Origin of the sequence: Scandinavium goeteborgense, assembly GCF_003935895.2 — a bacterium.
GTDB lineage: Bacteria > Pseudomonadota > Gammaproteobacteria > Enterobacterales > Enterobacteriaceae > Scandinavium > Scandinavium goeteborgense.
The window spans coordinates 3,546,102-3,572,920 of the sequence record NZ_CP054058.1 but is presented as its reverse complement, the minus strand read 5'-3'; the positions used below and the strand labels follow the sequence as shown (position 1 = coordinate 3,572,920).

The window sequence follows — 26,819 nt, the reverse complement described above, 5'->3', positions numbered from 1 at the left end:
GTGCGTTGTGGCACAGGAATATACTGTTGAACAATTAAACTACGGCCGTAAAGTCCATGACTTTATGCGCTGGGACTACTGGGCCTTTGGCATTTCAGGCCTGCTGCTGGTGGCTTCCATCATCATTATCGGCGTCCGTGGTTTTAACTGGGGTCTGGATTTCACCGGCGGTACCGTCATTGAAATCAGCCTCGAACAACCGGCCGATATGGACCAGATGCGTGACGCGCTGGAAAAAGCAGGCTTTGCCGATCCGCTGCTGCAGAACTTCGGCAGCAGCCGCGACATCATGGTGCGTATGCCACCGGCCAAAGGGGAAACCGGCGGTCAGGAGTTGGGCAGCAAGGTGTTGAGCGTGATTAACGAAACCACGAATCAACATGCTGCTGTTAAGCGTATTGAGTTTGTAGGGCCAAGTGTCGGGGCAGATCTTGCAACCAACGGCGCAATGGCGCTGCTGGTGGCGCTGATCTCTATCCTCGTGTATGTCGGATTCCGCTTCGAGTGGCGTCTGGCGGCGGGTGTCGTTATCTCGCTGGCGCACGACGTGGTGATCACCATGGGCATTCTGTCGCTGTTCCAGATTGAAGTCGATTTGACCATCGTCGCGTCACTGATGTCGGTTATCGGCTACTCGCTGAACGACAGCATCGTGGTATCGGACCGTATTCGTGAAAACTTCCGCAAAATTCGTCGCGGTACGCCTTACGAAATCTTTAACGTGTCCCTGACCCAGACGCTGCACCGTACGTTGATCACATCCGGTACCACCTTGATGGTTATCCTGATGCTGTTCCTGTTCGGTGGGGCGATGCTGAAAGGCTTCTCTCTGACCATGCTTATCGGTGTTACCATCGGTACGGCGTCGTCCATCTACGTTGCTTCTGCGCTGGCGCTGAAGCTCGGGATGAAACGCGAGCACCTGTTGCAGCAGAAAGTGGAAAAAGAAGGCGCTGATCAGCCTAATATTCTGCCGTAAGTTCTGCTTTGCAAAATCGAATCCCGGTCAAATGGCCGGGATTTTTTTATGCCAAAAATCCGCGTTTCCGGTAGGGTGAATAGATAATCTCTGTTTAAAGGACGCTACAGAAATGACGCTTCTGCACCCCGTTTCACTCAAGACGCTGCCGCAGCCACCGTGCTGGACGCAATTGCCTTCCGTTACCCTGAGCGATGCCACACTAGCCGGGCGCAAAGCGCGCGTGCTGGATCGGATGCGCCAGCAGGGGCTGGACACGCTGATTGTCTACGCCGACAAAGAGCACGGCGGTAACTTTGAATATCTCACCGGCTTTATTCCGCGCTTCGAAGAGGCGCTGCTGGTGTTGCATCAGAATGGCGAGGCGATACTGGTGCTCGGCAACGAAAATCTCAAGCTGGCACCGCATGCGCGGCTTAAAAACCGTGTACTGCATGCGCCGTGGTTCTCGCTGCCGAATCAGCCGATGGACACCGTTCAGCCCCTGCACGAGGTGCTGCAAAGCGCCGGGATTACCGGGGATAAAACGCTGGGTCTCGCGGGCTGGAAGCTTTTCACTGGCATCAACGACAATACGCGGCAGATGTTCGATATCCCGTCATTTATCGTTGATGCAGTCCGTGAGGCCGCGCCCGGGGCTGAACTGCGCAACGCCACCGGGGTGTTTATTTCTCCGGCGTACGGCGCGCGGATTATCAATAATGCCAATGAATTAGCGCATTATGAGTACGGCGCCAATCTGGCTTCAACGGCGATACTTCAGGCGCTGAATGCGGTCGCGCCAGGTAAAACGGAAAAGGAGATTGCCTGTCTGCTCGCAGCCGACGGCCAGCCGCACAACGTGGTGTCCATTGCTGCGACCGGCGATCGTTTCGCCCATGCGAATCTTTATCCGGGTGATAAAACGGTGCAACTGGGGGATAAATTTTCTCTGACCGCCAGTTTTAAGGGCGGGCTCAGCAGTCGTGCGGCTTACGTGGTCGAACATGCCGGGCAACTGCCGGATGCGGTCAGTGATTATCTGGATGTGGTCGCGATTCCGTATTTCCGTGCGGTCGTCGCATGGCTGGAAAACATTCGTCCGGGCATGACCGGAGGCGAGCTGTATCAGCTGATTGAAGATGTGCTGCCGAAGGCGGAATATCACTGGCATCTCAATCCGGGGCATCTGGTGGCAGATGAAGAATGGCTGTGTTCGCCGGTGTCGGCGGGGTCTGACATCCCGCTTGCCAGCGGCATGCTATTGCAAATCGATATTATTCCTTCCCGGGCGGGATACGCAGGGGCAAGCATCGAAGATACGGTGGCGCTGGCAGACGAATCGCTGCGTCAGCAGTTGGCGGTGGATTATCCGCAGCTGTGGGCGCGGGTGCAGGCGAGACGGGCTTTCATTGAAAAATACGTTGGGATTCGTTTACCGGAGTGGGTATTGCCGTTCTCAAACTCGGTGGGATATTTGCGGCCCTGGTTGCTGGACCACACTCGGGCGCTCAGCTGTAAGTAACGCCCGGTGGCGCTAACGCTTACCAGGCCTACGACAACCATCACATACGCCCGGTGGCGCTATAACGCTTACCGGGCCTACGACAACCATCACATACGCCCGGTGGCGCTAACGCTTACCGGGCCTACGACAACCATCACGTAGGCCCGGCGGCGCTAACGCTTATTGGGCCTACGACAACCATCACGTAGGCCCGGCAAGCGTGCGCCGCCGGGCGTTTCAGCATCAGAAGTTATAACCGACAACCAGGTAGCCACCCCAACCGGTAGAGCGGACGCTGAAATCACCGTCACCGAAGTTCAGGCTTGCATCGTCGTTCCACTGACCGCCGTTGTGCCAGTAACGTGCGACCACAGAGTAATGCCAGTGATCGTAGTTCAGCGCCAGAATGTGGCTGGACGCGATGGAGTTATTGGTACGCGCTTTTTTGCCGTTCAGGTCGCGGAAGTCGTCGTTACCCAGGTCTGAACCCCAGTCAAAGTTGGTGAAGCCGATGTAGCTCAGTTGGCCGCCCCACAGCTGGGTGATTGGCACAAAGTATTTCACTTTGAAGCGGTAACCATCCCACTCGTTTTCGTTCGCGGCGCCATAGTTCTGCCACTGGTATTTGGCATACACGTTCAGGGACAGGCTCATTGGCAGGCCGGTATCAATATCGGTGCCCAGACCCATGTACCAGGTGTTCTGCTTGCTGGCATCGTTGCCGTGCGCGCCCATGTCATAGATGTAGTTGTTCGCGAAGTACCACTCTTTGAACGGGCCGAATGCCAGGCTGGTGCCGGTCAGCTTATCAATGGAGAAGCGTGGTTCAATTTCCATGAACATACGTGAACCGTCGTCCCAGATACCGGTGTCATTACCGTTACCCGCACCGAAGGTTTTTGGGATATCGATATAACCGTAGAAGTCGAACCAATCTTTCTTGGCGAACGCTTCATATTCCAGGTAAACGTCATTATTGATTTTCGGTCCAAAGCGGGTGTGGTAGCTGCCTACCACGTTGACGCTCTGATGCCACCAGTCAGAGACGTACTCTGGTTTGGCGGTTTCGGCTGCGTTTGCCGTGAAAGTCGAAGAAAGCGCGAGCACTGCACCGGCTGCAATTAATGTTTTTTTCATCATGATGCCACTTGTTGAAATCCCTTTCGGGGAGTGAAAAGAACCGCTGGGGCGTTTCTAAATGTAACTGTTTTCTGCGAGGCCTATTATAAGAATCATTGCTCACAAAAATATGTGGTGTTTCACAATTCTCTCAAGTACGTAATCGATTGCGTTCACGTTTGCGTACATTATCGGCGGGGATTGTACGGATTCTCCCAAATGTTTCCAGGGATTTCTGAAAAACAGTAAAGATTGCGGTGCATGTTGAAGGGTGATGAATACGTAGGGAGGGGAACCGGATAACCGCAGTCATCCGGTGATAAGACATTACTGAATGGTGGCGGGCTGAATATCGTGAATACGCACGAAAACGGGCTGCTTTGGATCGGTTCCGCTGAGCTGCAACGGAATATCCACGTCGCTCGGTGCGAGGACGCTGGCCGGGGCGTTGATCAGCTGATTTTTGACGTTCACTTCCTGATAGCTGTCAGTCGTGCCCTGAATCAGACCCCATTCAACGGTGCCACTAAACGCCGGAAGCGGATCGTTGGACTCGCCCTGAATACGCAGTGTGGCGTGCATACCGTCGGCGTTTTGCGCGATATTAATCAGAGACATTCTCAACGTACCAATCTGGCTTTCCAGACGCGCTGGGGTATTAGAACCCGGCAGCAGATAGACACCGCTCGCGGATTTCGCATTCAGGGTATTTTGCTGAGTTATCTTCACCGTTTCCTGATTCAGCTTGCTCATATCTTTATTGAGCGCGGTGACGCTCTGCTGCATCTGGTGAACTTCGTGCTGCTGTGCGCAGGCGCTAAGGGTAAACAGGCTACCCAGCGCCAGAATTCGTACTAAACGTCGTGTCATCGTTAGGTGTCCTTTCAAGATTCTGTCGACAGTAATGGTAGCAGTATCGTCCTGGATGCCATCGGGGGATTGTCTCAAAATGACGCAGCGGGGTGGGTCGTGGTAAAATAGGAATATGTTATTTTTCTTCGTCAGGACGCGCCATGCATTGCCCATTTTGTTTAGCCGTAGATACCAAAGTGATCGACTCCCGTCTGGTAGGAGAAGGTTCCTCAGTGCGCCGCCGCCGTCAGTGCCTGGTGTGTAACGAACGTTTCACGACCTTCGAAGTGGCCGAACTGGTAATGCCGCGGGTGGTGAAAAGCAACGACGTCCGCGAACCGTTTAACGAAGACAAACTGCGCAGCGGCTTACAAAAAGCGCTGGAAAAGCGCCCGGTCAGCTCTGATGACGTCGAAATGGCGGTGAATCATATTAAATCGCAGCTGCGTGCCACCGGCGAGCGTGAAGTGCCGAGCAAGCAAATCGGTAATCTGGTGATGGAACAGCTGAAAAAGCTCGATAAAGTGGCCTATATCCGCTTTGCTTCGGTCTATCGCAGTTTCGAAGACATCAAAGAATTTGGCGAAGAGATCGCCCGTTTACAGGACTGATCGATGCGTGACGAAATGTACATGGCCCGTGCGCTGAAGCTGGCGAACCAGGGGCGTTTTACCACCCATCCGAATCCACGCGTTGGCTGTGTCATCGTGAAAGACGGGGAAATCGTCGGCGAAGGTGCGCATTACCGCGCGGGCGAACCCCACGCCGAAGTCCACGCCTTACGCATGGCGGGCGAGAAAGCGAAAGGGGCAACGGCGTACGTCACCCTCGAACCGTGCAGCCACCATGGGCGCACGCCGCCGTGCTGCGAGGCATTGATTACCGCAGGCGTGAGCCGTGTAGTGGCCGCGATGCAGGACCCCAATCCGCAGGTCGCCGGGCGCGGGCTGTACCGTTTACAGCAGGAAGGCATTGAAGTCAGTCATGGGCTGATGATGAGCGAAGCAGAAGCGCTGAATAAAGGCTTCCTGAAGCGGATGCGCACCGGTTTCCCGTACATTCAGCTGAAGCTTGGCGCATCGCTGGATGGCCGCACGGCGATGGCCAGCGGTGAAAGCCAATGGATTACCTCGCCTCAGGCGCGCCGCGATGTGCAGCGTCTGCGCGCGGAAAGCCACGCAATCTTAACCACCGATGCCACGGTGTTGGCCGACGATCCGGCACTGACCGTGCGTTGGGAAGAACTGAGTGCCGATGTGCAGGCGCATTATCCGCAGGAAAATCTGCGTCAGCCGCTGCGCATTGTTATCGACCGTCAGAACCGCGTGACGCCGGAACACCGTATCGTGCAGCAACCGGGCGATATCCTGTTTGCGCGCTGCAAAGACGATACCCGCGAATGGCCGGAAAATGTGCGCAGCCTGAACGTTCCTGAACACAACGGTCATCTTGATTTAGTTCTGCTGATGATGCATTTGGGCAAACAGCAAATTAACAGCCTGTGGGTGGAGGCGGGCCCAACGTTTGCTGGCGCATTGCTGCAGGCGGGCCTGGTTGATGAACTGATTGTCTACGTTGCGCCTAAACTGTTAGGCAGCGATGCGCGCGGTTTATGTGTGCTGCCAGGGCTTGAGAAACTGGCCGATGCACCCCAGTTTAGTTTCAGCGAGATCCGCAAGGTTGGCCCGGATCTGTGTTTGCATTTAATACCCGCGTGAAGCAGCCCTAAATAGGGAAGCCGTACGCGAATAATTATGATAAAATCCGCCCCCCTCGGGGTAAGTCGAATCCCAAAAGGAAAAGTATGAACATTATCGAAGCTAACGTTGCTGCCCCGGACGCTCGCGTCGCCATCACCATCGCGCGTTTCAACAACTTCATCAATGACAGCCTGCTGGAAGGCGCGATTGACGCTATGAAGCGTATCGGTCAGATGAAAGATGAAAATATTACCGTGGTTTGGGTTCCAGGTGCGTACGAACTGCCTCTGGCAGCTGCCGCTCTGGCGAAAACCGGTAAATACGACGCGGTTGTGGCGCTCGGCACCGTTATCCGTGGCGGTACTGCTCACTTTGAATACGTGGCCGGTGGAGCAAGCAATGGTCTGGCGCAGGTTGCGCACGACAGCGAAATCCCGGTCGCTTTTGGGGTTCTGACCACCGAAAGCATCGAACAAGCCATCGAACGTGCTGGCACCAAGGCCGGTAACAAAGGTGCAGAAGCTGCACTGACCGCGCTTGAAATGATCAATGTATTGAAAGCCATCAAGGCCTGATTTTTTGTAAGGGGAAATCCGTGAAACCTGCTGCTCGTCGCCGCGCCCGTGAGTGTGCTGTCCAGGCGCTTTACTCCTGGCAGTTGTCTAAAAACGACATCTCTGATGTTGAATACCAGTTCCTGGCGGAACAGGACGTGAAAGACGTCGACGTCGTGTACTTCCGTGAACTGCTGACCGGAGTGGCGACCAACAGCGCGTATCTCGACGGCCTGATGAAACCGTATCTGTCCCGTCTGCTGGAAGAACTGGGTCAGGTAGAGAAAGCCGTGCTGCGCATCGCGCTGTTTGAGCTGGCTAAACGTGATGATGTGCCGTACAAAGTGGCCATCAACGAAGCTATCGAACTGGCAAAAACCTTCGGTGCCGAAGACAGCCATAAGTTCGTTAACGGCGTGCTGGATAAAGCAGCTCCGGCAATCCGTCCCCGCAAAAAGTAATCTGCAGGCCGAAGAAAGCGGTTTCACCGTTCTCTTCGGCCTTCTCTTTTCTCTGCCGAGGCATAACGTATGGCATGTGGCGAATTCTCCCTTATTGCCCGTTATTTTGATCGTGTAAGAAGTTCCCGTCTTGATGTTGAAACCGGAATCGGTGACGACTGCGCACTGCTCAATATTCCTGAAAAACAAACTCTCGCGATCAGTACTGACACTTTAGTGTCGGGCATTCATTTCCTTCCTGATATCAATCCTGCCGACTTGGCCCGCAAAGCACTGGCGGTGAATCTGAGCGATCTTGCGGCGATGGGCGCAGATCCTGCGTGGTTGACGCTGGCATTAACGCTGCCGTCGGTGGATGAAACCTGGCTCGAAGCATTCAGCGACAGCCTGTTTGAACAACTCAATTATTACGATATGCAGCTGATTGGCGGCGACACCACTAAAGGGCCGCTGTCGATGACGCTGGGTATTCACGGTTTAGTGCCGGAAGGCCGGGCGTTGAAGCGCGCTGGCGCAAAACCGGGTGACTGGATTTACGTCACCGGCACGCCGGGCGATAGCGCAGCCGGGCTGGCGATTTTGCAGGACCGTCTACAGGTCGATAACAAAGAGGACGCGGACTATCTGGTTAAGCGTCATCTGAACCCGACCCCGCGCATTCTGACCGGCCAGGCGCTGCGTAATCTGGCGCATTCGGCTATCGATCTTTCCGACGGGCTGATTTCCGATCTCGGGCATATTCTTAACGCCAGCGGTTATGGCGCGCGGGTCGATCTCGATCTGCTGCCGTATTCTGACGTGATGAAACGCCACGTAGAGCCGGAACAGGCGCTGCGTTGGGCGCTTTCCGGCGGTGAAGACTACGAACTGTGCTTTACCGTGCCGGAACTCAATCGCGGGGCGCTGGATGTTGCTTTAGGCAATTTCGGCATGGGCTTCACCTGCATTGGCCAGGTCAGCGCCGACATTGAAGGGCTGCATTTTCAGCGTGACGGCAAACCGGTAACGCTCGACTGGAAGGGGTACGACCATTTTGCGCAGTAAAGACGTAGCAAAAAACCGACTGAGCATGCTCAACCCGTGGCATCTGCTGGCGACCGGTTTTGGCAGCGGCCTCAGCCCGATAATGCCCGGCACGGCGGGCTCGATTGTGGCCATTCCTGTCTGGTATCTGATGACCTTCCTGCCGTGGCAGCTCTATTCGCTGACGGTAATGCTGAGTATCTGTATCGGCGTATACATTTGTCATCGTACGGCGAAAGACATGGGCGTGCATGACCACGGCAGCATCGTCTGGGATGAGTTTGTCGGGATGTGGATTACGCTGATGGCAATCCCCACCAACGACTGGCAGTGGGTCGCCGCTGGATTTATCATCTTCCGTATTTTCGATATCTGGAAGCCGTGGCCGATCCGCTGGTTCGATCGCAACGTTCACGGCGGGATGGGAATTATGGTCGACGATATTGTCGCCGGGGTGATTTCCGCGGGGCTGTTGTATGTGATTGGGCATCACTGGCCGATTGGGATTATTTGATTCGGTGATGGTGTGTATGGTGGAACTGTTCCGTTCACCAGAAGTTCAGCAGGTTCCGTAAACCGTACAGAACGTGAACGGGATAAGGGGAACACCACGTTCCCCTTATCAATCCCCGTGGCCCCGCAAAAGAAATCGGTGCTTCACACTGCCCGGTCTTCCAGCCATCTGCCTGCGGTCGGCTCGACTCGACTTCCTGTCTCGTTTCGCCTCAGCCCGCCATCCCTGGCGGTCTGACCTTGTCATCTGGCTTGCAGCCCGGCGATTTCAAGCGGGGACACAACCGGTGCCTGCATGGGTTTGGGACAGATTTTCTCTCTCTCCCTGTGGGAGAGGGCCGGGGTGAGGGCATCAGGTACAACAACACCGAAGGAATTATGCCTTTGTATTATTTAAATCCCACCACTGGATGGGGTTGATACGGCGTTTCCAGTTCGGCAATCTGCTCCGGCTTCAGCGTAATATCCACCGCATTCAGCAATTCCTCGAGCTGTTCTTCCCGCGATGTACCGATAATCGGTGCCGCCACGCCAGGTTTGCTTAGCAGCCACGCCAGCGCCACCTGCGCACGCGTCACATCCAGCTCTTCGGCGATATTCGCCAGCCGCTCGGCAATCTGCGCATCATTTTCGTCGGTGGTGCTGTAGAGCGTTTTACCGACTTCATCAGACACCACGCGAGCGGTGGTTTCACCCCACGGACGGGTCAGACGACCGCGCGCCAGCGGGCTCCACGGGATAACTGCCACGCCTTCCTGATAGCACAGCGGCAGCATCTCACGCTCTTCTTCGCGATAAATCAGATTGTAGTGATCCTGCATGGTGACGAACCGCGCCCAGCCGTGCTGTTTCTGTAAGTCCAGAGCCTGCGCAAACTGTGAGGCATGCATCGAGGATGCGCCGATGTATCGCGCTTTCCCGGCTTTCACTACGTCGTTCAGCGCTTCCAGCGTCTCTTCAATCGGTGTGTCGTAATCCCAGCGGTGGATTTGCAGCAGGTCGACGTAGTCCATCCCCAAACGCGTCAGGCTGTCGTCGATAGAGCGTAGGATTTGCGCCCGCGAAAGCCCCTGCGGTAAATCACCTGATGGATAGTAAACCTTAGTGGCGACCACGATCTCATCCCGACGGGCGAAATCGCGCAGCGCACGGCCGACGATCTCTTCGCTGCTGCCGTCGGAGTAGCTGTTGGCGGTATCAAAGAAGTTAATTCCGCCTTCGAGGGCGTGTTTGATGATGGGGCGGCTGCTTTCTTCCGGCAGCGTCCAGGCGTGATTCCCACGGTCAGGTTCGCCAAAAGTCATACAGCCAAGGCACAGTCGGGAGACGTTGAGGTCGGTTGTTCCCAATTTATTGTATTGCATGCTTCCACTCCTGCGATGAACATAATGTTAAGCATAGCAGGAGCGGAAAGGGGGGAAGGATCAGGCCAGCCAGGCCGTGATTTTTGCTTCGATTCCGGCAGCGTCGAGGCCGATATCCGCCCGCGCTTCTTCCTGTGTTCCCTGCGGGATAAAGACATCCGGCAGGCCAATATTCAGAACCGGCACCGGTTTGCGGTGCGCCATCAGCACTTCATTGACGCCGCTGCCCGCGCCGCCCATGATGGCGTTTTCTTCCAGCGTGACCAGCACTTCATGACGGGCAGCCATCTCCAGAATCAGCTTCTCATCCAGCGGTTTCACAAAGCGCATATCGACCAGCGTGGCATTGATATTTTCAGCCACCACCGCGGCATCCGCCAGCAGCGTACCAAAGTTGAGAATCGCAATTTTCTCGCCCTGGCGTTTGACCACCCCTTTACCGAGCGGCAGTTTTTCCAGCGGCGCCAGTTCGACGCCGGTGCCGCTACCGCGTGGATAGCGCACTGCGCTTGGGCCATCGTTGTAGTGATAACCGGTAAACAACATCTGGCGGCATTCGTTTTCGTCACTCGGCGTCATGATGACCATTTCCGGTACGCAGCGCAGATAGGAGAGGTCGAACGCGCCCTGATGGGTTTGACCATCAGCGCCAACGATGCCCGCACGGTCAATGGCGAACAGCACCGGCAGTTTCTGGATGGCGACGTCGTGGATAACCTGGTCATAGGCGCGTTGCAGGAAGGTCGAATAAATCGCCACTACTGGCTTATAACCGCCAATCGCCAGACCGGCTGCAAACGTCACCGCGTGCTGCTCGGCAATCGCCACGTCAAAATACTGGTCAGGGTATTTTTTAGAGAATGCGACCATCCCGGAGCCTTCACGCATTGCCGGAGTGACCGCCATCAATTTGTTGTCTTTCGCCGCGGTTTCGCACAGCCAGTCGCCGAAAATTTTCGAGTAACCCGGCAGGCCGCCGCTGCTTTTCGGCAGCACGCCGCTGGTATGGTCGAATTTTGGCACCGCATGGAAGGTGATAGGATCTTTCTCTGCTGGCTCATAACCACGACCTTTTTTGGTCATGATGTGCAGGAACTGCGGGCCTTTCAGGTCGCGCATGTTCTTCAGCGTGCTCACCAGCCCTAACACGTCGTGTCCGTCTACCGGGCCGATATAGTTAAAGCCGAGCTCTTCAAACAGCGTGCCCGGAACCACCATGCCTTTGATGTGCTCTTCGGTGCGTTTGAGCAGCTCTTTAATCGGCGGGACGCCGGAGAAGACTTTCTTGCCGCCTTCACGCAGCGACGAATAGAGCTTACCGGACAGCAGTTGCGCCAAATGGTTATTCAGCGCGCCGACGTTCTCGGAAATCGACATTTCGTTGTCGTTGAGGATAACCAGCATATCCGGCTTGATATCGCCCGCATGGTTCATCGCTTCAAATGCCATCCCGGCGGTGATTGCCCCGTCGCCAATGACGCACACGGTACGGCGCTGTTTGGCTTCTTTTTCTGCGGCGACGGCGATGCCGATCCCGGCGGAAATAGAGGTCGACGAGTGCCCGACGCTCAGCACGTCATACTCGCTTTCACCGCGCCATGGGAACGGATGCAGGCCACCTTTCTGGCGAATGGTGCCAATGCGATCGCGACGGCCGGTCAAAATTTTGTGTGGGTAAGCCTGATGGCCCACGTCCCAGATCAGCTGATCGAACGGGGTGTTATAGACGTAATGCAGCGCCACGGTGAGTTCCACCGTGCCAAGCCCGGAGGCAAAGTGTCCGCTGGAGCGGCTCACGCTGTCGAGCAAGTAGCGACGCAATTCGTCGCAGAGCTTCGGCAGGCTCTCTTTTGGCAACAGACGCAATTCCTGAGTGGACTCCACCAGTGCCAGCGTCGGGTATTTGGCTATATCAAAACTCATCAGAAGCTCACAAGATGTTTTATTTATCGCGCTGAATAATGTAATTCGCTAGCGCTTCCAGTGCCGTGGTGTCCAGAGACTGCGCGGCCAGTACCGTTAATGACTGGCGGGCCTCTTCAATGAGATCACGGGCTTTTTGTTGGGCTTGTTCAAGACCCATTAGGGCAGGGTAGGTGCTTTTACCAAGCTGTTGGTCAGCGCCCTGGCGTTTACCAAGGGTCGCAGTATCCCCTACCACATCCAGAATGTCATCTTGCACCTGGAACGCGAGGCCGATGCTTTCGGCGTATTTATCCAGTACCGGCAGGGCCGCTTTGCCCTGTTCACCGGCGCTCAGCGCTCCCAGGCGAACGGCAGAGCGAATCAGCGCGCCGGTTTTGTGGCGATGAATGCGCTCGAGGGCATCTAAATCAACCTGCTTACCTTCTGCGTCCAGATCAAGCGCCTGACCGCCACACATCCCCGCCACGCCGCTGGCCTGAGCCAGCTCTGACACCATCGCCAGACGGAAACGGTCTGACACTTCCGGCATCGGTGCATCACTGAGTATAGAAAACGCCAGCGTTTGTAAGGCGTCGCCCGCCAGAATGGCATTGGCTTCACCGTATTTAATGTGGCAGGTCGGCTGGCCGCGACGCAGATCGTCATCGTCCATCGCCGGCAGATCGTCGTGGATCAACGAATAGGCATGAATGCATTCCACCGCCGCTGCGGGAGCGTCCAGCGTGGAAAGACTCACGTTGAACATGCCGCCGGTGGCGTACACCAGGAATGGGCGCAGGCGTTTACCCCCTAAGAGTGCACCATAATGCATGGCTTCCACCAGCGGAGTGTTCTGAAAGGGCTGCGGGGCAATAAACTGACGCAGCGCGTCATTGGCCCGCTCGACGCAGGCCTGTAACTGTTGCGAGAAATCCATTGTTTACTCAGCGTCCGGCGTGAATGGGGTCAGCGGGGCTTCTTCGTTATCGGCGAGCAGGATTTGTACCCGCTGCTCCGCCTGTTGCAGCTTCACCTGACCCTGACGCGCCAGCTGAACGCCGCGCTCGAACTCATTCAGGGCGTCTTCCAGCGGTAAGTCACCGTTTTCGAGACGGGAAACAATCTGCTCAAGTTCAGTCAGTGCGCTTTCAAACGTGGCTGGCGCTTCATTTTTCTTTGGCATAGTGAATGTTTGACTCTTGTTGTGTCGCGACCCGCCTATGGTAGCGAAGTCCTCGGGCATATGAAATAACGCATAATGGTAACGCGCAGGTTGACCGCGATGGTGGTATACTTCCGCGCCTGGATGCAGCCGGGATGTCATGGCTGCTGTATTTTTTGTCCACAAACCCAATCGGGTTTGCCAACGAACCATTGCCGCCATGAAGTTTATCATTAAATTGTTCCCGGAAATCACCATCAAAAGCCAATCTGTGCGGTTGCGCTTTATAAAAATTCTGACCGGGAATATCCGTAACGTGCTCAAGCAGTACGACGAGACCCTTGCCGTTGTTCGTCATTGGGATCACATCGAAGTTCGCGCCAAAGACGAAGATCAGCGTCCGATTATTCGCGATGCGCTGACCCGTATTCCCGGCATCCACCATATTCTGGAAGTGGAAGATGTGCCTTTCACTTCACTGCACGATATCTTCGAGCAGACATTGCCGCTGTGGCGCGAAACGCTGGAAGGGAAGTCTTTCTGCGTGCGCGTGAAGCGTCGCGGTAAGCATGACTTTACCTCTATTGAGGTAGAGCGTTACGTGGGCGGCGGGCTGAATCAGCACATCGAAACCGCGCGCGTGAAGCTGACCAAACCGGATGTCACGGTGAATCTGGAAATTGATAACGACCGTCTGCTGCTGGTTAAAGGCCGCTACGAAGGTATCGGTGGTTTCCCGATTGGTACCCAGGAAGACGTGCTGTCGCTGATTTCCGGCGGCTTCGACTCCGGCGTGTCCAGCTATATGCTGATCCGTCGCGGCTGTCGCGTGCACTACTGCTTCTTCAACCTGGGCGGCGCGGCGCATGAAATCGGCGTACGTCAGGTAGCGCATTATCTGTGGAACCGCTTCGGCAGTTCACACCGCGTGCGTTTCGTGGCGATCAACTTCGAACCTGTGGTTGGCGAAATCCTCGAAAAAGTCGACGACGGCCAGATGGGCGTGGTGCTTAAACGTATGATGATGCGTGCTGCGTCTCAGGTTGCTGAACGCTACGGCGTGCAGGCGCTAGTCACCGGCGAAGCGCTGGGCCAGGTCTCCAGCCAGACCCTGACCAACCTGCGTCTGATCGACAACGTGTCCGATACCTTGATTTTGCGTCCGCTGATTTCTCACGACAAAGAACACATCATCGATCTGGCGCGTGAAATCGGCACTGAAGATTTTGCCCGTACCATGCCGGAATACTGCGGCGTGATTTCGAAGAGTCCGACCGTGAAAGCGGTGAAGGCAAAAATCGAAGCGGAAGAGCAGAACTTCGATTTCGCGATCCTCGACAAAGTGGTGGCGGAAGCCAACAACGTCGATATTCGCGAGATTGCGCAGCAGACTCAGCAGGAAGTGGTTGAAGTTGAAACCGTCACTGAGTTTGCCGCCACCGACGTGGTGCTCGATATTCGTTCTATCGACGAGCAGGACGACAAACCGCTGAAGCTTGAAGGCGTGGAAGTGGGGTCGCTGCCGTTCTACAAACTCAGCACCCAGTTTGGTGACCTCGACCAGAGCAGAACGTATTTGCTGTGGTGCGATCGCGGCGTGATGAGCCGTCTGCAGGCGCTGTATCTGCGCGAGCAGGGCTTTGCGAATGTGAAGGTTTACCGCCCGGAATAAACAGCAAGGCCTTCTCAGCGAGAAGGCCTTTAATGTTTGCACCCTCTCCCCGTGGGAGAGGGCCGGGGTGAGGGCATCAGCACGCACGGTTTGCGGCATCAAACCGCACTATTCCCAGTGGAAATGTAGGCCGGGTAAGCATCGCGCCACCCGGCATTTGTCTGAGGTCAGCATGCAAAAGGTGCACAAGTATATTGAGATTAAGGAACGCATTAAGGGCGACATCCTCAATCAACTTTATAAAAAAGGAGAAAGCATTCCCTCCGAGCGCGAACTGGCAGGCCTCTACGGCGTGACCCGCGTAACGGTGCAGAAAGCGATGGATAACCTGGTTCAGGAAGGGTTTATCGAGCGCATTCACGGCAAAGGGATGTTCGTGCTGAAAAACAGCGCCACCAACGTCTACCTTTTGAATAACGAAACCAGCGACAGCATCCTCGGCTTTTCCCGTGAATTTCAGGGACGCGTGAAGGTCAGCAGCCAGCTGTTAGCGTTCAACGTCATTCAGGCTGATGCCACTCTGGCGCAGCATCTCGAAATCTCTCCCGGCGAAAATATCTGGTTTATCCGTCGAATCCGCCTGCTCGATGGCAATCCAGTGCTGGTGGAAGACAGTAATATCCCGCAAAGCATCATCGACACCATTCCTGAGGAGATCCTCAAGGACGGCTCGCTGTATGGCTATATCGAAGGGTACACCGGGAAGAAAATCAAAGACGCTGACTCCATTATCGAAGCCGCCCTGTTTGACGATGAACTGGCACCGCTGCTCAATATTGCCAGCGGCCAGCCGATGCTGAAAATTACTGAAGTGACGCGTCTTGCCGACAAAACGGCGTTTAACTACTCCATCAGCTATAACCGCGCCGATATCTTCCGGGTCAAAAACCTGCGCATCGAACGCTAGCAGGCGCCAGTGCGCCTGCCAGATGCGTACTACAGCGCGCGGGCTGCCGCGTTATCAACATACAAACTCGCCTGTGGCACCGTTTTTACCAGCGTCGACGGAATATCGCGACTCGCCGGGTGATTCACGGTCTGCGCCACAATGGCCGCTTTCTTCTCACCGCTCGCCATCAGCACGATATTTTTGGCCGCCAGAATGGTTTTCAGCCCCAGAGAAATCCCCTGTTTTACCTCCCGTGGCGTATCGAAATACTTCACCGACACCGCCTGCGTAACCTCATCCAAATCAATTACGTGGCAAGTGTTGTCCAGCGACGCGCCCGGCTCGTTAAAGCCAATGTGTCCATTCATGCCGATGCCGAGCACGATGCAGTCAATGGGCCCATGCTGCTCAATGTAACCATCGACGCGCTGGCACTCTGCCTGCGGGTTAGCGGTGAGACCATCGAAAAAGCAGATTTGCTCCTCACGCAGCGTCAGTTTGTCGAAGAAATGATGCCAGACCATTTCGCGACAGCTACCTTTGTCTGACTGGCCAAGACCGAGCCATTCATCCAGCCCGAGAAACTGGGTGCGGGAAAAGTCTACCTGGCCCTGATTCTGCGCGTCGACCAGGGCCGCAAAGACACCCAGCGGCGTGTCACCGCCCGCGATACAGATAAGCGCGTCGGGTTTGGCATTCACGCAGTGAATCACGTTTCGCGCGACCGCCTGACACAGTTGCGGATAGTCCGGGGAAATAAGCGTTTTCATTGCTGCTCCTTAGCTTTTAGAGTGATATTGCGGTAAATAACGCTGATTCACTTCCAGATACTCATCGAGAATTTTCTCGGCAAGCGTTGCCGACGGCACCAGCGGGTTAATGGTCAGCGCCATCAGTGCGGTGCTGTAATCGCCGGTGATCGCGGCTTCGACGGTCAGCTCTTCATAGGCTTTCATGCTCTGGATCAGACCGCGAATTTTGACCGGTAAGCGGCCGTACGCCAGTGGGTGTGCACCGTTACGATCGATAACTGCGTTGGTTTCCAGCGTCACGTGATCCGGCAGATCCGGTGTCGCGCCGTTGTTGACGGTGTTCACCACGTGGATCTCTTTTTTGTCGTTATAAATCGAACTGATAATCGAGCAGGCAGTATCCGAATACCAGGCGCCGCCGCGTTTCTCCAGCTCTTTCGGTTTATGGGAAAGGTGCTCATCTTGATAAAGCTCAAACAGGCGATGCTCAATCTCACGGGTTTGCTCGCCGCGGGTGCCTTTGGTGCTGGCATCACTCTGTGCCGCTTCGACCATTTCGCGGGTCAGGAAGAAGTATTTCAGATAGGAAATCGGATACATGTGTAACGCTTTGGCAAAGCGCGAGGAGAAGCCGATATCCGGGATGTTTTTCAGCGAGTTGCTGGCGCTGCCCTGGGCCAGTTTTGCCATAAAATCATCGGTATGATCTTCGCCTTTAATGAAAATCTGGTCGGCGAAAATCAGGTGATTCAGGCCCATGATGCGAGCGTAAACGTCCTTCTTTTCCACCTCATAGGCTTTGGCGATATCCATCAGCATGCTGTTGGCGCCGCTGCAAATCCCGATGCTCTTGATGTTGGAATGGCGGGTGATGGCTTCGGTGACGATCCCGGCCGGGTTGGTGAAGTTAATCAGCCACGCGTCAGGGCAATATTTTTCCATGTCCCGGCAGATATCCAGCAGCACCGGGATCGTACGCTGGGCTTTCATAAACCCGCCAGGGCCAGTGGTTTCCTGGCCCAGCACGCCGTATTTCAACGGGATTTTTTCATCGTTGATGCGCGCATCGAGAAAACCGACGCGTAGCTGGGTGGTGACGAAATCGGCGTCTTTCAGCGCTTCGGCGCGGTCGAGGGACAGATGAATATTCATCGGAACCCCGGCTTCTTTCACCATGCGCTGCGCCAGCTTGCCGACAATCTCCAGCTTCTCTTTGCCTTCTTCGATGTCCAGCAGATAGTAATCGGTGACCGGCAGTTCATCGTAACGTTTGATAAAGCCGTCGATCAGTTCCGGGGTATAGCTTGAGCCACCGCCGATGGTGACAATTTTGAGCTTTTTCATCAGATATCCTTTTTACAATGCGGAGTCAGTGTTCAATACGGATTCGCTTGCGCGTTGTTCTTCATGACGCTCTTTTGTCAGCTGTTGACGTTCGAGCAGTTTGAAGAACGGGAAGTAGATGGCGACGGAAATGACCACGGTACAGACGGACCATATAACCGCCGGAATATTGCCGCCGGTGACGAACCAGGCCGCGAGAATAGGTGGCATGGTCCACGGGATTTGCAGTACCGGGCGGCCGATGATGTCGAAGTACATCAGACTGTAGGTGGAGATACACAGCAGCATCGGCGTCAGGGTGAACGGGATCATCAGCAGCGGGTTAAAGACAATCGGGCAACCGAAAATGACCGGTTCGTTGATACAGAACACCGCCGAAGGCAGCGACAGTTTGCCTACCGATTTATACAGTTTGCTGCGGGAGCGCAGCATCGCCAGCACCAGACCGAGCGTGGCGCCCGTGCCGCCGATACACATAAACACGATGTAAAAGCCGTCGGCGGTGATATGTGGAATGGGCTGGTGGTTTAAATACGCCTGGGTGTTTTCGGCGATGTATTTCAGGAATATCGGGCTGGTGATGCCGGACAGCACGTTGTCACCGTGAATGCCGCAGCACCACAGCAGCGAAATCAGGAAAATCAGCACCAGCATGCCCGGCAGCGAGCCGAGACCGCTGACCAGCGGGCTGAGGATTTGGGTGAAAAATTCATTGATATCAAAGCCGAGCATTACCCGGACAAACCACACCAGCGTGATGGCGACCGCAGCCGGAATCAGGCTGGCAAAAGATTGGGCCACGGCGGGTGGAACGCCCTCCGGCAGCTTGATGACAATTTCGCGGCCAATAAACCAGCGAATGATATGCACCGTCAGCACCGCCAGAATAATGGCGGAGAACAGGCCCGCCGCCCCGAGGTTGTCGACGTTCAACTGATATTTATCGTTGAGCTGTGCCAGCAGGAACACCACCAGTGTGACCGCGCTGCAGGTAATCGCATTCAGCTTATATTCCTTCGCGAGGTTGTAGCTGATCCCCACGGCGGAAATCAGGCCGATTGCGCCGAAGGTTACGGCAACCGGCGCGCTGATTTTGTCAGCCCACGGGCCTAACCATTCGCTCCAGCCGGGGATCGGTAAATTGGCAATGATTAAGAAAAGACTGCCAGTGATGGTGAACGGCAGCGTCAGAGCGATCCCGTTACGGACCGCCACCAGAATTTTGTTTTCACCAATCCGGATAAGGACAGGGATGACCTTGCTCTCAATAAACGTAATCACGGGCGACTCCTCTTAATGAGGTTTTTATGCCTCCTGCCGGGGGCGTGTCAGGAGGTGTTTTTTAAACTGGTATAGTCCAGTTGAAGTTGAGTTTTCCACGGAATATTTGGCGTGTCAAGGCAGCGGAAATGGCGTGCTTTTCGTTTAATGAATTGAAAAATAAGGGCTAGTTGATGAAAGCGCTGAACAGAATGGAGGAATTTAATGCTGGAAGTGTGAGCGCCGCCACGGGCGTGGCGACGATTAATTCGCTGAGACGTTACTCGTAGAAATTATAAATGCCCGCCGGTAACACCAGTTGGGAAGCCACTTCATAGGCTTTTTCACGGCCGACCAGCAGATCAATGATTTTCAGGCCGAAGTCGATGCTGGTGCCCGGCGCCTGGCTGGTGAGCAGGCTCACACGCGGATCCCAGACTACGCGTTTATCCTGCCATTGATCGGCCGGAATGGTGTCTTTCAGTCCTGGGAAACCGGCCATGTTGCCGACCGGGAAGATCTCGTGCGGAACCAAAACCGTGCCCGCCGCGGCACAAATGGCGGCCACGATTCGGCCTGAGCGGTGAAACTGCTTAACCGTCTCCACCAGAATGGTGCTGTCGCGAAAATATTCGGCACCTTTTAAGCCGCCAGGCAGAATGATGATGTCGAAGTCGCCGTCAGCCACCTGGGCCAAGGGCGCATCGGCCAACAGTTTTACACCGCGTGAACAGGTGATAGCCAGCTCGCCGTCACTGGCAACGCTTGCGGTGGTGACCTTGATTCCGCCGCGTACCAGCAGGTCGATGGTGGTCACGGCTTCCATTTCCTCACTCCCAGGGGCGAGACAAACCAGCGCTGATGCGCTCATACGTATTCTCCTTACGTTTAATCTGTTCAAACAGGCGGGTGTTTTCCGGCACGGTAATGCCATGGGCACGCGCGCGCTTTAGCAGGTAGCCGTTGATGTAGTCGATTTCAGTCTGGCGCTGGGCACGAACGTCCTGAAGCATGGACGAAAAATTACTGGCGGTGCTGTCGATGACTTGCCAGGTGTAGCTCAGTAAATCTTCCGCACTCGAGTGATGGCCTTCGCGCTCCATGACCGCCGCGACTTCTGCGCTGATGCGCGCCACTTCTTCAGGATAGTCCCGAAGCTGACCATTCGGGCAATTGTACAGTGCGGTGAGCGGGTTAATCACGCAGTTCACCGCCAGCTTACGCCAGCTCGCATTGCCAATATTGTTATGCCACGCGACGTCCGGCAGCACGGTGTGCAGCGTGTCCGCCAGGGCGCTGTAATCCAGTCCTTGTGCATTGGCCGGGCCAATGTGGGTAGTGCCCTTTGCGCTGTGAATAATCAGGTTGCCGTCGCGCCGCGCGGCCTGCGTGGTCATGCCCAGCAGCAGCGGTTGCTTCACCGCCCGCAGTTCATCCTGCGTGCCCATACCGTTATGCATCAGCAAAACTGGGCTGGTGGCTGGGAGCATGCCCGCCAGATTTTTCACAGCGGTGGAAACCTGCCAGGCTTTCAGGGTGACGAGCAGCAAATCACTGCTGGCGAGAAACTCTGGATCGTTGGCGGTCAGCAGTTCGTTGAAGACGCTCCCGTCAGTCTCCTGCAGATTCACACTGCACCAGGGGGCGGGGACGCGGAGCCAGCCTTGCACCTCATGGCCTTGCCGGTACAGCGCGGTCAGCCATAATTGTCCAAGGGCGCCGCATCCGAGCACGGTAATCTTCATCGTTCCTCCTCACCTGCTGCGGAATCAGGCGTTATGTTACTATTATAGCGCCGACGATACCCCCTGACTTGCAGGGATAACAGGTTGTGTTCTCTGACTTTGTGGGTATTATGCATCGCAACAAAAAGAGAGGGAGAATAAAACATGCCATCTTTCGATATTGTCTCTGAAGTTGATCTTCAGGAAGCCAAGAACGCGGTCGATAATGCGGCCCGTGAAGTGGAGTCGCGCTTCGACTTCCGTGGCGTAGAAGCCAGCATTGAGCTGAACGAAAAAAACCAGACCATCAAGGTGCTGAGCGAATCTGATTTCCAGGTCAATCAGCTGCTGGATATCCTGCGTGCCAAGCTGCTTAAGCGTGGCATTGAAGGCAACTCCATTGATGTACCAGAAGAATATACACACAGCGGTAAAACCTGGTTCGTTGAAGGTAAGCTGAAAACCGGCATTGAAAGCGCGGTGCAGAAGAAGCTCATTAAGCTGATTAAAGACAGCAAGCTGAAAGTGCAGACGCAGATCCAGGGCGAAGAAATTCGCGTGACCGGGAAAGCGCGTGACGATCTGCAGGCAGTTATGGCGCTGGTGCGTGGCGGCAATCTGGGCCAGCCGTTCCAGTTCAAGAACTTCCGCGACTAATAAAAAAACCACCTTCGTGAAGGTGGTTTTTCTGAACTCAAAAGCGGGCGATGCCCGCTTTTTTTATGCCCCAACGATCGTCTGTTCTACTTCAAAGCGGTTCGTCACTTTGCTATCGATTTTGACGTATGCAGAGCGCTCGGCGGCGACAACCAACACTTCTTTCACCCCGTCTTTTGCTAACAGACGCGTTTTCAGGTTTTCATCTGCGTCGACACCCTCCGGAATGGCCACGCGCAGGCTGCTGACGTAACGCGGTTCCTGCATGGTCATGGCGACCAGCAGCCATACGGTTGCCAGCAGAGCGCCCATCAGGAACACCGTTTGCGAATCAAAGAAACCGTCGAGCCAGCCTCCCAGTGAGCCGCCAATCGCGACGCCCAGGAATTGGCTGGTGGAGTAAATCCCCATCGCCGTACCTTTATAACCCGCCGGGGATTCTTTGCTAATAAGCGACGGCAGCAGGGCTTCCATCAGATTGAAGGCGAGGAAGAACAGCTGGACGCCGGCAACCAGTTCCCAGAAGTACGCCCCCGATCCCCACAGCACGATCTCGGCAATCAAAATGAGGGCGATGCAAATCAGGAACACGCGCTTCATGCGGCGTTTCACTTCGGCATAAATGATAAACGGGATAACCGAAACGAACGAGACGAGCATGGTGACCAGGTAGATTTTCCAGTGCTCGGCAGCCGGGAAGCCCGCGGCTTCAAGCTGGCCTGGCAGGGCAACAAATGTCGACATCAGCAGAATGTGCAGGCACATAATGCCGAAATTCAGCTTCAGCAGCTTGGGCTCCATGAGCACTTTGCTGAAGCAGCCTTTCACCATGCCCGATTCACGGTTGAGGACGTGGTTGTCGCTGTTCGGCACCACCCAAATGGTGAGCAGGATCCCGAGCGTCGCCAGCCCGGAAATCATCCAGAACAGCGCATGCAGGCCGAGTTTGTGGGTAACGATCGGACCCAGCACCATGGCGATGGCAAAAGTGACCCCAAAGCTGACGCCAATAAACGCCATCGCTTTGGTGCGGTTCTGTTCGCGGGTCAGGTCTGAGAGCAGTGCCATTACGGCGGCGGCAATGGCACCAGAGCCTTGCAGTGCGCGGCCAAGAATGATGCCCCAGATAGAATCTGACATCGCGGCAATCATGCTGCCGACGACGAAAATCAGGAGTCCGCCGACAATCAGCGGTTTACGGCCAATACGGTCTGAAAGCAAGCCAAATGGGATTTGAAATATTGCCTGTGCGAGCCCATAAATTCCGATGGCGAGGCCAATCAACGCTTCGCTGGCACCCTGTAATGCCATGCCGTACGTGGTCAGAACGGGCAGAACCATAAACATGCCGAGCATACGCAGTGAGAATACGGTCCCTAAACCCCAGGTCGCGCGCAATTCGCCTGGCGTCATCTTAAAATCGTTCATTTCCACCTCAGTATAAAAGCAGCGCTTAGTGTAAAGCCGGGGAAGGGTAGGGTAAACAAGCGGTTGTTTAGCAAATATTACATCGTGACGCATTGATCTAAAGAATAAAAAAGGGTGCCGAAGCACCCTTTTAACGCGATGGTAGGCTTACCAGACGTAAGCCAGAACCGAATGCGAATCCGGCACCATGAAGTCGACTGACATCATCACCGACAGCGAGGTGATGGCGACAATAGAGAAGACGAACAGCTTGCGCGCCCAGACTCTGTCATCCGCCACTTTGTACCCACGCAGTGCCATTCCAAGCCACCAGACGCTTACCGCCGCAGCGACAATCAGGTATTTATATCCCGCGTAGCCACCGAGCGTCAGCATCAGCGTTGCAACAGCAAAAGCGATGATGTAGAGCGTGATGTGGTTTTTGGCAACGGAGATCCCCTTAACAACCGGCAGGACCGGAATGTTTGCCGCCTGATAATCCTTAAAGCGGAAAATCGCGATGGCGTAGGAGTGAGGCATCTGCCACAGGCTGAAAATCGCCAGCAGAATAGCCGCACCGCTGTCAAAGTTGCCAGTGACGGCGCAGTAGCCAATCACCGGCGGCGCTGCGCCGGAGAGTGAACCAATCAGCGTGCCGTAGACGGAATGGCGTTTCATATACAGGCTGTAAACGCCCACATAAACCACGAAGCCCATCACGCCAAGCCAGCATGCCAGCGGGTTAGCGCCGAACCACAGGAGCATAAAGCCAGCAACACCCAACAAGGTGGCATACACCAGCGAAACGTTCGGAGAAATCAGGCCTTTGACCAGCACCCGATTTTTGGTCCGTTCCATCTTCCTGTCGATATCCCTGTCGATGTAGTTGTTAAACACACAACCGGATGCAACGACCAGCGACACGCCAATCAAGGTATACACAAACAGCGGGTAATCGATGCTGCCTTTCGAAGCCAACAGGAAGCCGCCGATGACCGAGATCAGGTTACCGAAGATGATGCCTGGTTTTGTAACTTGCAGGTATTGCTTAAACATACTCGCCGCTCTTATCGAACCATCATGTTGTAGTTAAGGTTCCACATGATCCAGATTGAACCTATCACTACAATCGCAATGATTAGTACAGTAAAGATGAATGCCGTCAGATTCCAGCCCTCATCAGACTTGGAGTTCATGTGCAGGAAGCACACCAGATGCACCAGAATCTGTACTACCGCAGCCACCAGTACACAGCCAATCAGGACTGCGTGGGATGCGGTGCCGTTCATCACCATCCAGAACGGGATTAGCGTCAGGATGATCGACAGGATAAATCCTGTCATGTAGGTTTTTACGCTACCGTGGGAAGCGCCGTGATCGGTTGAATGACTCATTACATCGCCCCCATCAGATAGACTACAGAGAACACGCAGATCCAGACGACGTCCAGGAAGTGCCAGAACAAGCTCAGGCACAGGATACGGGTGCGGTTGGTCGGGGTCAGGCCGCGACGGTTAATCTGGAACATCAGAACAGCCATCCAGATAAGACCGGAGGTCACGTGCAGACCGTGAGTACCCACCAGCGCGAAGAACGCGGACAGGAAGCCACTACGATCCGGGCCCATACCTTCCATGATCAGGTGATGGAATTCATAGATTTCCATCGCGATGAACCCTGCACCGAACAGCCAGGTCAGCGCCAGCCAGGAAACAACCTGGCTTTTATTGTTCTTATACATGGCGATAGCCGCCATGCCATAAGTAATGGAGCTGAACAACAGCAGGGCGGTTTCAACCAGCACGAACGGCAGCTCGAAAATGTCTTTACCTGCCGGACCACCCGCGGTGTTGTTAACCAACACCGCATAGGTTGCGAACAGAATAGAGAACAGAACGCAGTCGCTCATCAGGTAGACCCAGAAACCGAAGACTTTCATCGGTCCTGCATCATGATGCCCATGTTCGTGCGCGTGGGCATGCGCGTTAGTCAGAGTATCAGTTGACATTTTTCAGCCCTGCCTTAGAGATCTCATCGAAATGCTGGTTTTCCAGTGTTTCGATTTCTGCCACAGGCACGTAGTAATCCACGTCCTCGTCGAAGCTTTTTACAATCCAGGTGATGATGATGCCGAGGAAGCCAACGATCGCCATCCACCAGATATGCCAGATCATGGCAAAACCAAACACCGTTGCGAAGGCAGCAATCACAATGCCTGCACCGCTGTTTTTCGGCATATGAATTTCTTCATAGCTCGCGGGTTTCTTGTACGCTTCGCCTTTCTCTTTCATTTCCCAGAACGCGTCACGCTCATGAATGTGCGGTACGTGTGCAAAGTTATAGAAAGGTGCAGGAGAGGACGTTGACCACTCCAGCGTACGGCCGCCCCATGGGTCACCGGTCCAGTCACGGTTCTGCTCGCGGTCGCGAATAGACACGTAGTACTGAATCAGCTGACATGCGATACCGCAGGCAATCAGCGCCGCACCGCAGGCTGCAACAACCAGCATTGGGTGGAACTGTGGATCAATCTGTTGGCTCAGGCGACGGGTCATACCCATGAAGCCCAGCACGTATAGCGGCATAAATGCGACGAAGAAGCCGATGATCCAGAACCAGAATGCGCGCTTGCCCCAGGTTTCATTCAGGGTGAAACCGAACGCTTTCGGCCACCAGTAAGTGATCCCTGCGAAGCAACCGAACACCACACCACCGATAATCACGTTATGGAAGTGGGCAATCAGGAACAGGCTGTTATGCAGAACGAAGTCCGCGCCCGGCACCGCCAGCAGAACACCGGTCATACCGCCGACCGAGAAGGTCACGATAAAGCCGATGGTCCACAGCATCGCGGAGTGGAACACGATACGACCCTGGTACATGGTGAACAACCAGTTGAAGATCTTAACCCCGGTAGGGATAGCGATAATCATGGTGGCAATACCGAAGAAGGCGTTTACGTTCGCGCCAGCACCCATCGTGAAGAAGTGGTGCAGCCAAACAATGAACGACAGAACGGTAATACACACGGTTGCCCACACCAGAGAGGTGTAACCAAACAGACGCTTACGCGAGAAGGTTGCCACCACTTCTGAGAACACACCGAAGACTGGCAGAACCAGAATGTACACTTCCGGATGGCCCCATGCCCAGATCAGGTTGATGTACATCATCATGTTGCCGCCCATTTCGTTAGTGAAGAAATGGGTACCCAGATAGCGGTCGAGGGTCAGCAAGGCGATGGTGACGGTCAGGATCGGGAATGATGCAATAATCAGGACGTTTGCGCACAGAGAGGCCCAGGTAAATACCGGCATCTTGAACATGGTCATGCCAGGCGCACGCATCTTGATAATGGTCACGAAGAAGTTGATACCGGTCAGGGTAGTACCAATACCGGAGAGCTGAAGTGCCCAAATCCAGTAATCGACCCCGACGCCGGGACTGTACTCAATGCCTGACAGCGGCGGATAGGCCAGCCAGCCGGTCTGTGCGAATTCGCCCACACCGAGAGACAGGTTAACCAGAATCACACCGACAACCGTGAACCAGAAGCTGAGGTTGTTCAGGAACGGGAACGCAACGTCGCGTGCGCCGATCTGCAAAGGAACAACCACGTTCATCAGGCCGATAACCAGCGGCATCGCGACGAAGAAGATCATGATAACGCCGTGGGCGGTAAAGATCTGATCGTAGTGGTGAGGTGGCAAGAAGCCCGCTTCACCTGCCGAGGCCAGAACCTGCTGGCTACGCATCATGATGGCATCCGCGAAGCCACGAATCAGCATCACGATACCGACGACGCAGTACATCACGCCCAGTTTTTTGTGGTCGACCGAAGTCAGCCACTCTTTCCACAGGTAGGTCCACTTACCGAAGTAAGTGATCAGGCCCAGTAAGGCCGCACCACCGATGATAATTGCAGCCACCGTAACCACGATAATGGGTTCGTGGTAGGGCACTGCATCCAGTGTCAATTTTCCGAACATCGTTTCT

The 26,819-nt window shown here is 55.0% G+C and carries 27 protein-coding genes; 11 read left to right on the top strand and 16 right to left on the bottom strand.

Annotation, left to right across the window (positions count from 1 at the left end; translation table 11 throughout):
- The first annotated feature begins 7 nt into the window (after window positions 1–7).
- Both secF and A8O29_RS17945 read left to right on the top strand, forming a co-directional pair.
- The gene (gene secF, locus A8O29_RS17950) at window positions 8–979 is read left to right on the top strand and encodes a protein translocase subunit SecF (RefSeq protein ID WP_125355346.1); all 972 of its coding nucleotides are present in this window, start codon (window positions 8–10) and stop codon (window positions 977–979) included.
- A 112-nt stretch (window positions 980–1,091) separates the two neighbouring features.
- On the top strand, window positions 1,092–2,483 hold the full coding sequence (locus tag A8O29_RS17945) for a M24 family metallopeptidase (RefSeq protein ID WP_420853930.1): 1,392 nt from the start codon (window positions 1,092–1,094) through the stop codon (window positions 2,481–2,483).
- A gap of 225 nt (window positions 2,484–2,708) precedes the next feature.
- Here A8O29_RS17945 and A8O29_RS17940 read toward each other — a convergent pair whose 3' ends face one another.
- Window positions 2,709–3,602: a nucleoside-specific channel-forming protein Tsx gene (locus A8O29_RS17940; RefSeq protein ID WP_110511633.1), complete on the bottom strand. Its 894-nt coding sequence runs from the start codon at window positions 3,600–3,602 to the stop codon at window positions 2,709–2,711.
- Between the two features lie 309 nt (window positions 3,603–3,911).
- Entirely contained in the window at window positions 3,912–4,454 is a 543-nt protein-coding gene (locus A8O29_RS17935; RefSeq protein ID WP_125355347.1) for a SadB/YajI family lipoprotein, read from the bottom strand.
- Between the two features lie 143 nt (window positions 4,455–4,597).
- On the opposite strand from A8O29_RS17935, the gene nrdR reads away from it, so the two are divergent.
- The 6 genes from nrdR to pgpA all read left to right on the top strand — a co-directional run bounded on the left by nrdR (window position 4,598) and on the right by pgpA (window position 8,688).
- Window positions 4,598–5,047, top strand: a complete 450-nt coding sequence (gene nrdR / locus A8O29_RS17930; protein ID WP_110511511.1) for a transcriptional regulator NrdR — start codon at window positions 4,598–4,600, stop codon at window positions 5,045–5,047.
- 3 nt (window positions 5,048–5,050) lie between these two features.
- The gene (gene ribD / locus A8O29_RS17925) at window positions 5,051–6,154 is read left to right on the top strand and encodes a bifunctional diaminohydroxyphosphoribosylaminopyrimidine deaminase/5-amino-6-(5-phosphoribosylamino)uracil reductase RibD (protein WP_125355348.1); all 1,104 of its coding nucleotides are present in this window, start codon (window positions 5,051–5,053) and stop codon (window positions 6,152–6,154) included.
- Between the two features lie 86 nt (window positions 6,155–6,240).
- Window positions 6,241–6,711, top strand: a complete 471-nt coding sequence (gene ribH / locus A8O29_RS17920) for a 6,7-dimethyl-8-ribityllumazine synthase (RefSeq protein WP_110511509.1) — start codon at window positions 6,241–6,243, stop codon at window positions 6,709–6,711.
- 20 nt (window positions 6,712–6,731) lie between these two features.
- On the top strand, window positions 6,732–7,151 hold the full coding sequence (nusB, locus tag A8O29_RS17915) for a transcription antitermination factor NusB (RefSeq protein ID WP_110511508.1): 420 nt from the start codon (window positions 6,732–6,734) through the stop codon (window positions 7,149–7,151).
- Window positions 7,152–7,220: 69 nt separating this feature from the next.
- Entirely contained in the window at window positions 7,221–8,195 is a 975-nt protein-coding gene (gene thiL, locus A8O29_RS17910) for a thiamine-phosphate kinase (protein WP_125355349.1), read from the top strand.
- A 25-nt stretch (window positions 8,196–8,220) separates the two neighbouring features.
- Window positions 8,221–8,688, top strand: a complete 468-nt coding sequence (pgpA, locus tag A8O29_RS17905) for a phosphatidylglycerophosphatase A (protein ID WP_246316682.1) — start codon at window positions 8,221–8,223, stop codon at window positions 8,686–8,688.
- A 388-nt stretch (window positions 8,689–9,076) separates the two neighbouring features.
- On the opposite strand, the gene A8O29_RS17900 is transcribed toward pgpA, so the two are convergent.
- From A8O29_RS17900 to xseB, 4 genes are read right to left on the bottom strand one after another with little or no spacing between them, the layout of a single operon-like run.
- Window positions 9,077–10,051, bottom strand: coding sequence for an aldo/keto reductase (locus A8O29_RS17900; RefSeq protein WP_174081389.1), 975 nt, complete (start codon window positions 10,049–10,051; stop codon window positions 9,077–9,079).
- Window positions 10,052–10,111: 60 nt separating this feature from the next.
- Window positions 10,112–11,974, bottom strand: a complete 1,863-nt coding sequence (dxs, locus tag A8O29_RS17895) for a 1-deoxy-D-xylulose-5-phosphate synthase (protein ID WP_125355060.1) — start codon at window positions 11,972–11,974, stop codon at window positions 10,112–10,114.
- Between the two features lie 19 nt (window positions 11,975–11,993).
- Window positions 11,994–12,893: a (2E,6E)-farnesyl diphosphate synthase gene (gene ispA / locus A8O29_RS17890; protein ID WP_125355061.1), complete on the bottom strand. Its 900-nt coding sequence runs from the start codon at window positions 12,891–12,893 to the stop codon at window positions 11,994–11,996.
- A gap of 3 nt (window positions 12,894–12,896) precedes the next feature.
- Entirely contained in the window at window positions 12,897–13,139 is a 243-nt protein-coding gene (xseB, locus tag A8O29_RS17885; RefSeq protein ID WP_097161484.1) for an exodeoxyribonuclease VII small subunit, read from the bottom strand.
- A gap of 199 nt (window positions 13,140–13,338) precedes the next feature.
- Here xseB and thiI point away from each other — a divergent pair, with 199 nt between their 5' ends.
- Complete coding sequence (gene thiI, locus A8O29_RS17880) at window positions 13,339–14,790, top strand: tRNA uracil 4-sulfurtransferase ThiI (protein WP_125355062.1); 1,452 nt, start codon at window positions 13,339–13,341, stop codon at window positions 14,788–14,790.
- Between the two features lie 172 nt (window positions 14,791–14,962).
- Window positions 14,963–15,697 carry a GntR family transcriptional regulator gene (locus A8O29_RS17875; protein ID WP_125355063.1) on the top strand — a complete coding sequence of 245 codons (735 nt, stop codon included), beginning with the start codon at window positions 14,963–14,965 and terminating at the stop codon, window positions 15,695–15,697.
- Between the two features lie 29 nt (window positions 15,698–15,726).
- On the opposite strand, the gene A8O29_RS17870 is transcribed toward A8O29_RS17875, so the two are convergent.
- The 5 genes from A8O29_RS17870 to panE form a co-directional block, all read right to left on the bottom strand.
- Window positions 15,727–16,449 (bottom strand): glucosamine-6-phosphate deaminase, encoded by a 723-nt coding sequence (locus A8O29_RS17870; RefSeq protein WP_125355064.1) that lies wholly within the window; start codon window positions 16,447–16,449, stop codon window positions 15,727–15,729.
- A gap of 9 nt (window positions 16,450–16,458) precedes the next feature.
- Complete coding sequence (locus A8O29_RS17865; protein WP_174081388.1) at window positions 16,459–17,775, bottom strand: 6-phospho-beta-glucosidase; 1,317 nt, start codon at window positions 17,773–17,775, stop codon at window positions 16,459–16,461.
- A gap of 12 nt (window positions 17,776–17,787) precedes the next feature.
- A complete protein-coding gene (locus tag A8O29_RS17860) occupies window positions 17,788–19,056 on the bottom strand; it encodes a PTS sugar transporter subunit IIC (protein WP_125355065.1) in 1,269 nt (422 codons plus the stop codon).
- Between the two features lie 259 nt (window positions 19,057–19,315).
- Window positions 19,316–19,906 carry a protein deglycase YajL gene (gene yajL, locus A8O29_RS17855; protein ID WP_125355066.1) on the bottom strand — a complete coding sequence of 197 codons (591 nt, stop codon included), beginning with the start codon at window positions 19,904–19,906 and terminating at the stop codon, window positions 19,316–19,318.
- A complete protein-coding gene (gene panE, locus A8O29_RS17850; protein WP_125355067.1) occupies window positions 19,866–20,780 on the bottom strand; it encodes a 2-dehydropantoate 2-reductase in 915 nt (304 codons plus the stop codon). Before panE ends, yajL begins: the two co-directional genes overlap by 41 nt.
- Window positions 20,781–20,924: 144 nt before the next feature.
- On the opposite strand from panE, the gene A8O29_RS17845 reads away from it, so the two are divergent.
- Entirely contained in the window at window positions 20,925–21,416 is a 492-nt protein-coding gene (locus A8O29_RS17845) for a YajQ family cyclic di-GMP-binding protein (protein WP_125355068.1), read from the top strand.
- Between the two features lie 63 nt (window positions 21,417–21,479).
- Here A8O29_RS17845 and A8O29_RS17840 read toward each other — a convergent pair whose 3' ends face one another.
- The 5 genes from A8O29_RS17840 to cyoB all read right to left on the bottom strand — a co-directional run bounded on the left by A8O29_RS17840 (window position 21,480) and on the right by cyoB (window position 26,812).
- Complete coding sequence (locus tag A8O29_RS17840; RefSeq protein ID WP_125355069.1) at window positions 21,480–22,844, bottom strand: MFS transporter; 1,365 nt, start codon at window positions 22,842–22,844, stop codon at window positions 21,480–21,482.
- Window positions 22,845–22,991: 147 nt separating this feature from the next.
- Entirely contained in the window at window positions 22,992–23,879 is an 888-nt protein-coding gene (gene cyoE / locus A8O29_RS17835; RefSeq protein ID WP_125355070.1) for a heme o synthase, read from the bottom strand.
- 11 nt (window positions 23,880–23,890) lie between these two features.
- Window positions 23,891–24,217: a cytochrome o ubiquinol oxidase subunit IV gene (locus A8O29_RS17830; RefSeq protein ID WP_110511655.1), complete on the bottom strand. Its 327-nt coding sequence runs from the start codon at window positions 24,215–24,217 to the stop codon at window positions 23,891–23,893.
- Window positions 24,217–24,831 carry a cytochrome o ubiquinol oxidase subunit III gene (locus tag A8O29_RS17825; RefSeq protein WP_125355071.1) on the bottom strand — a complete coding sequence of 205 codons (615 nt, stop codon included), beginning with the start codon at window positions 24,829–24,831 and terminating at the stop codon, window positions 24,217–24,219. The genes A8O29_RS17830 and A8O29_RS17825 overlap by 1 nt, the downstream gene beginning before the upstream one ends.
- On the bottom strand, window positions 24,821–26,812 hold the full coding sequence (cyoB, locus tag A8O29_RS17820; RefSeq protein ID WP_110511657.1) for a cytochrome o ubiquinol oxidase subunit I: 1,992 nt from the start codon (window positions 26,810–26,812) through the stop codon (window positions 24,821–24,823). The genes A8O29_RS17825 and cyoB overlap by 11 nt, the downstream gene beginning before the upstream one ends.
- Window positions 26,813–26,819: the final 7 nt, after the last annotated feature.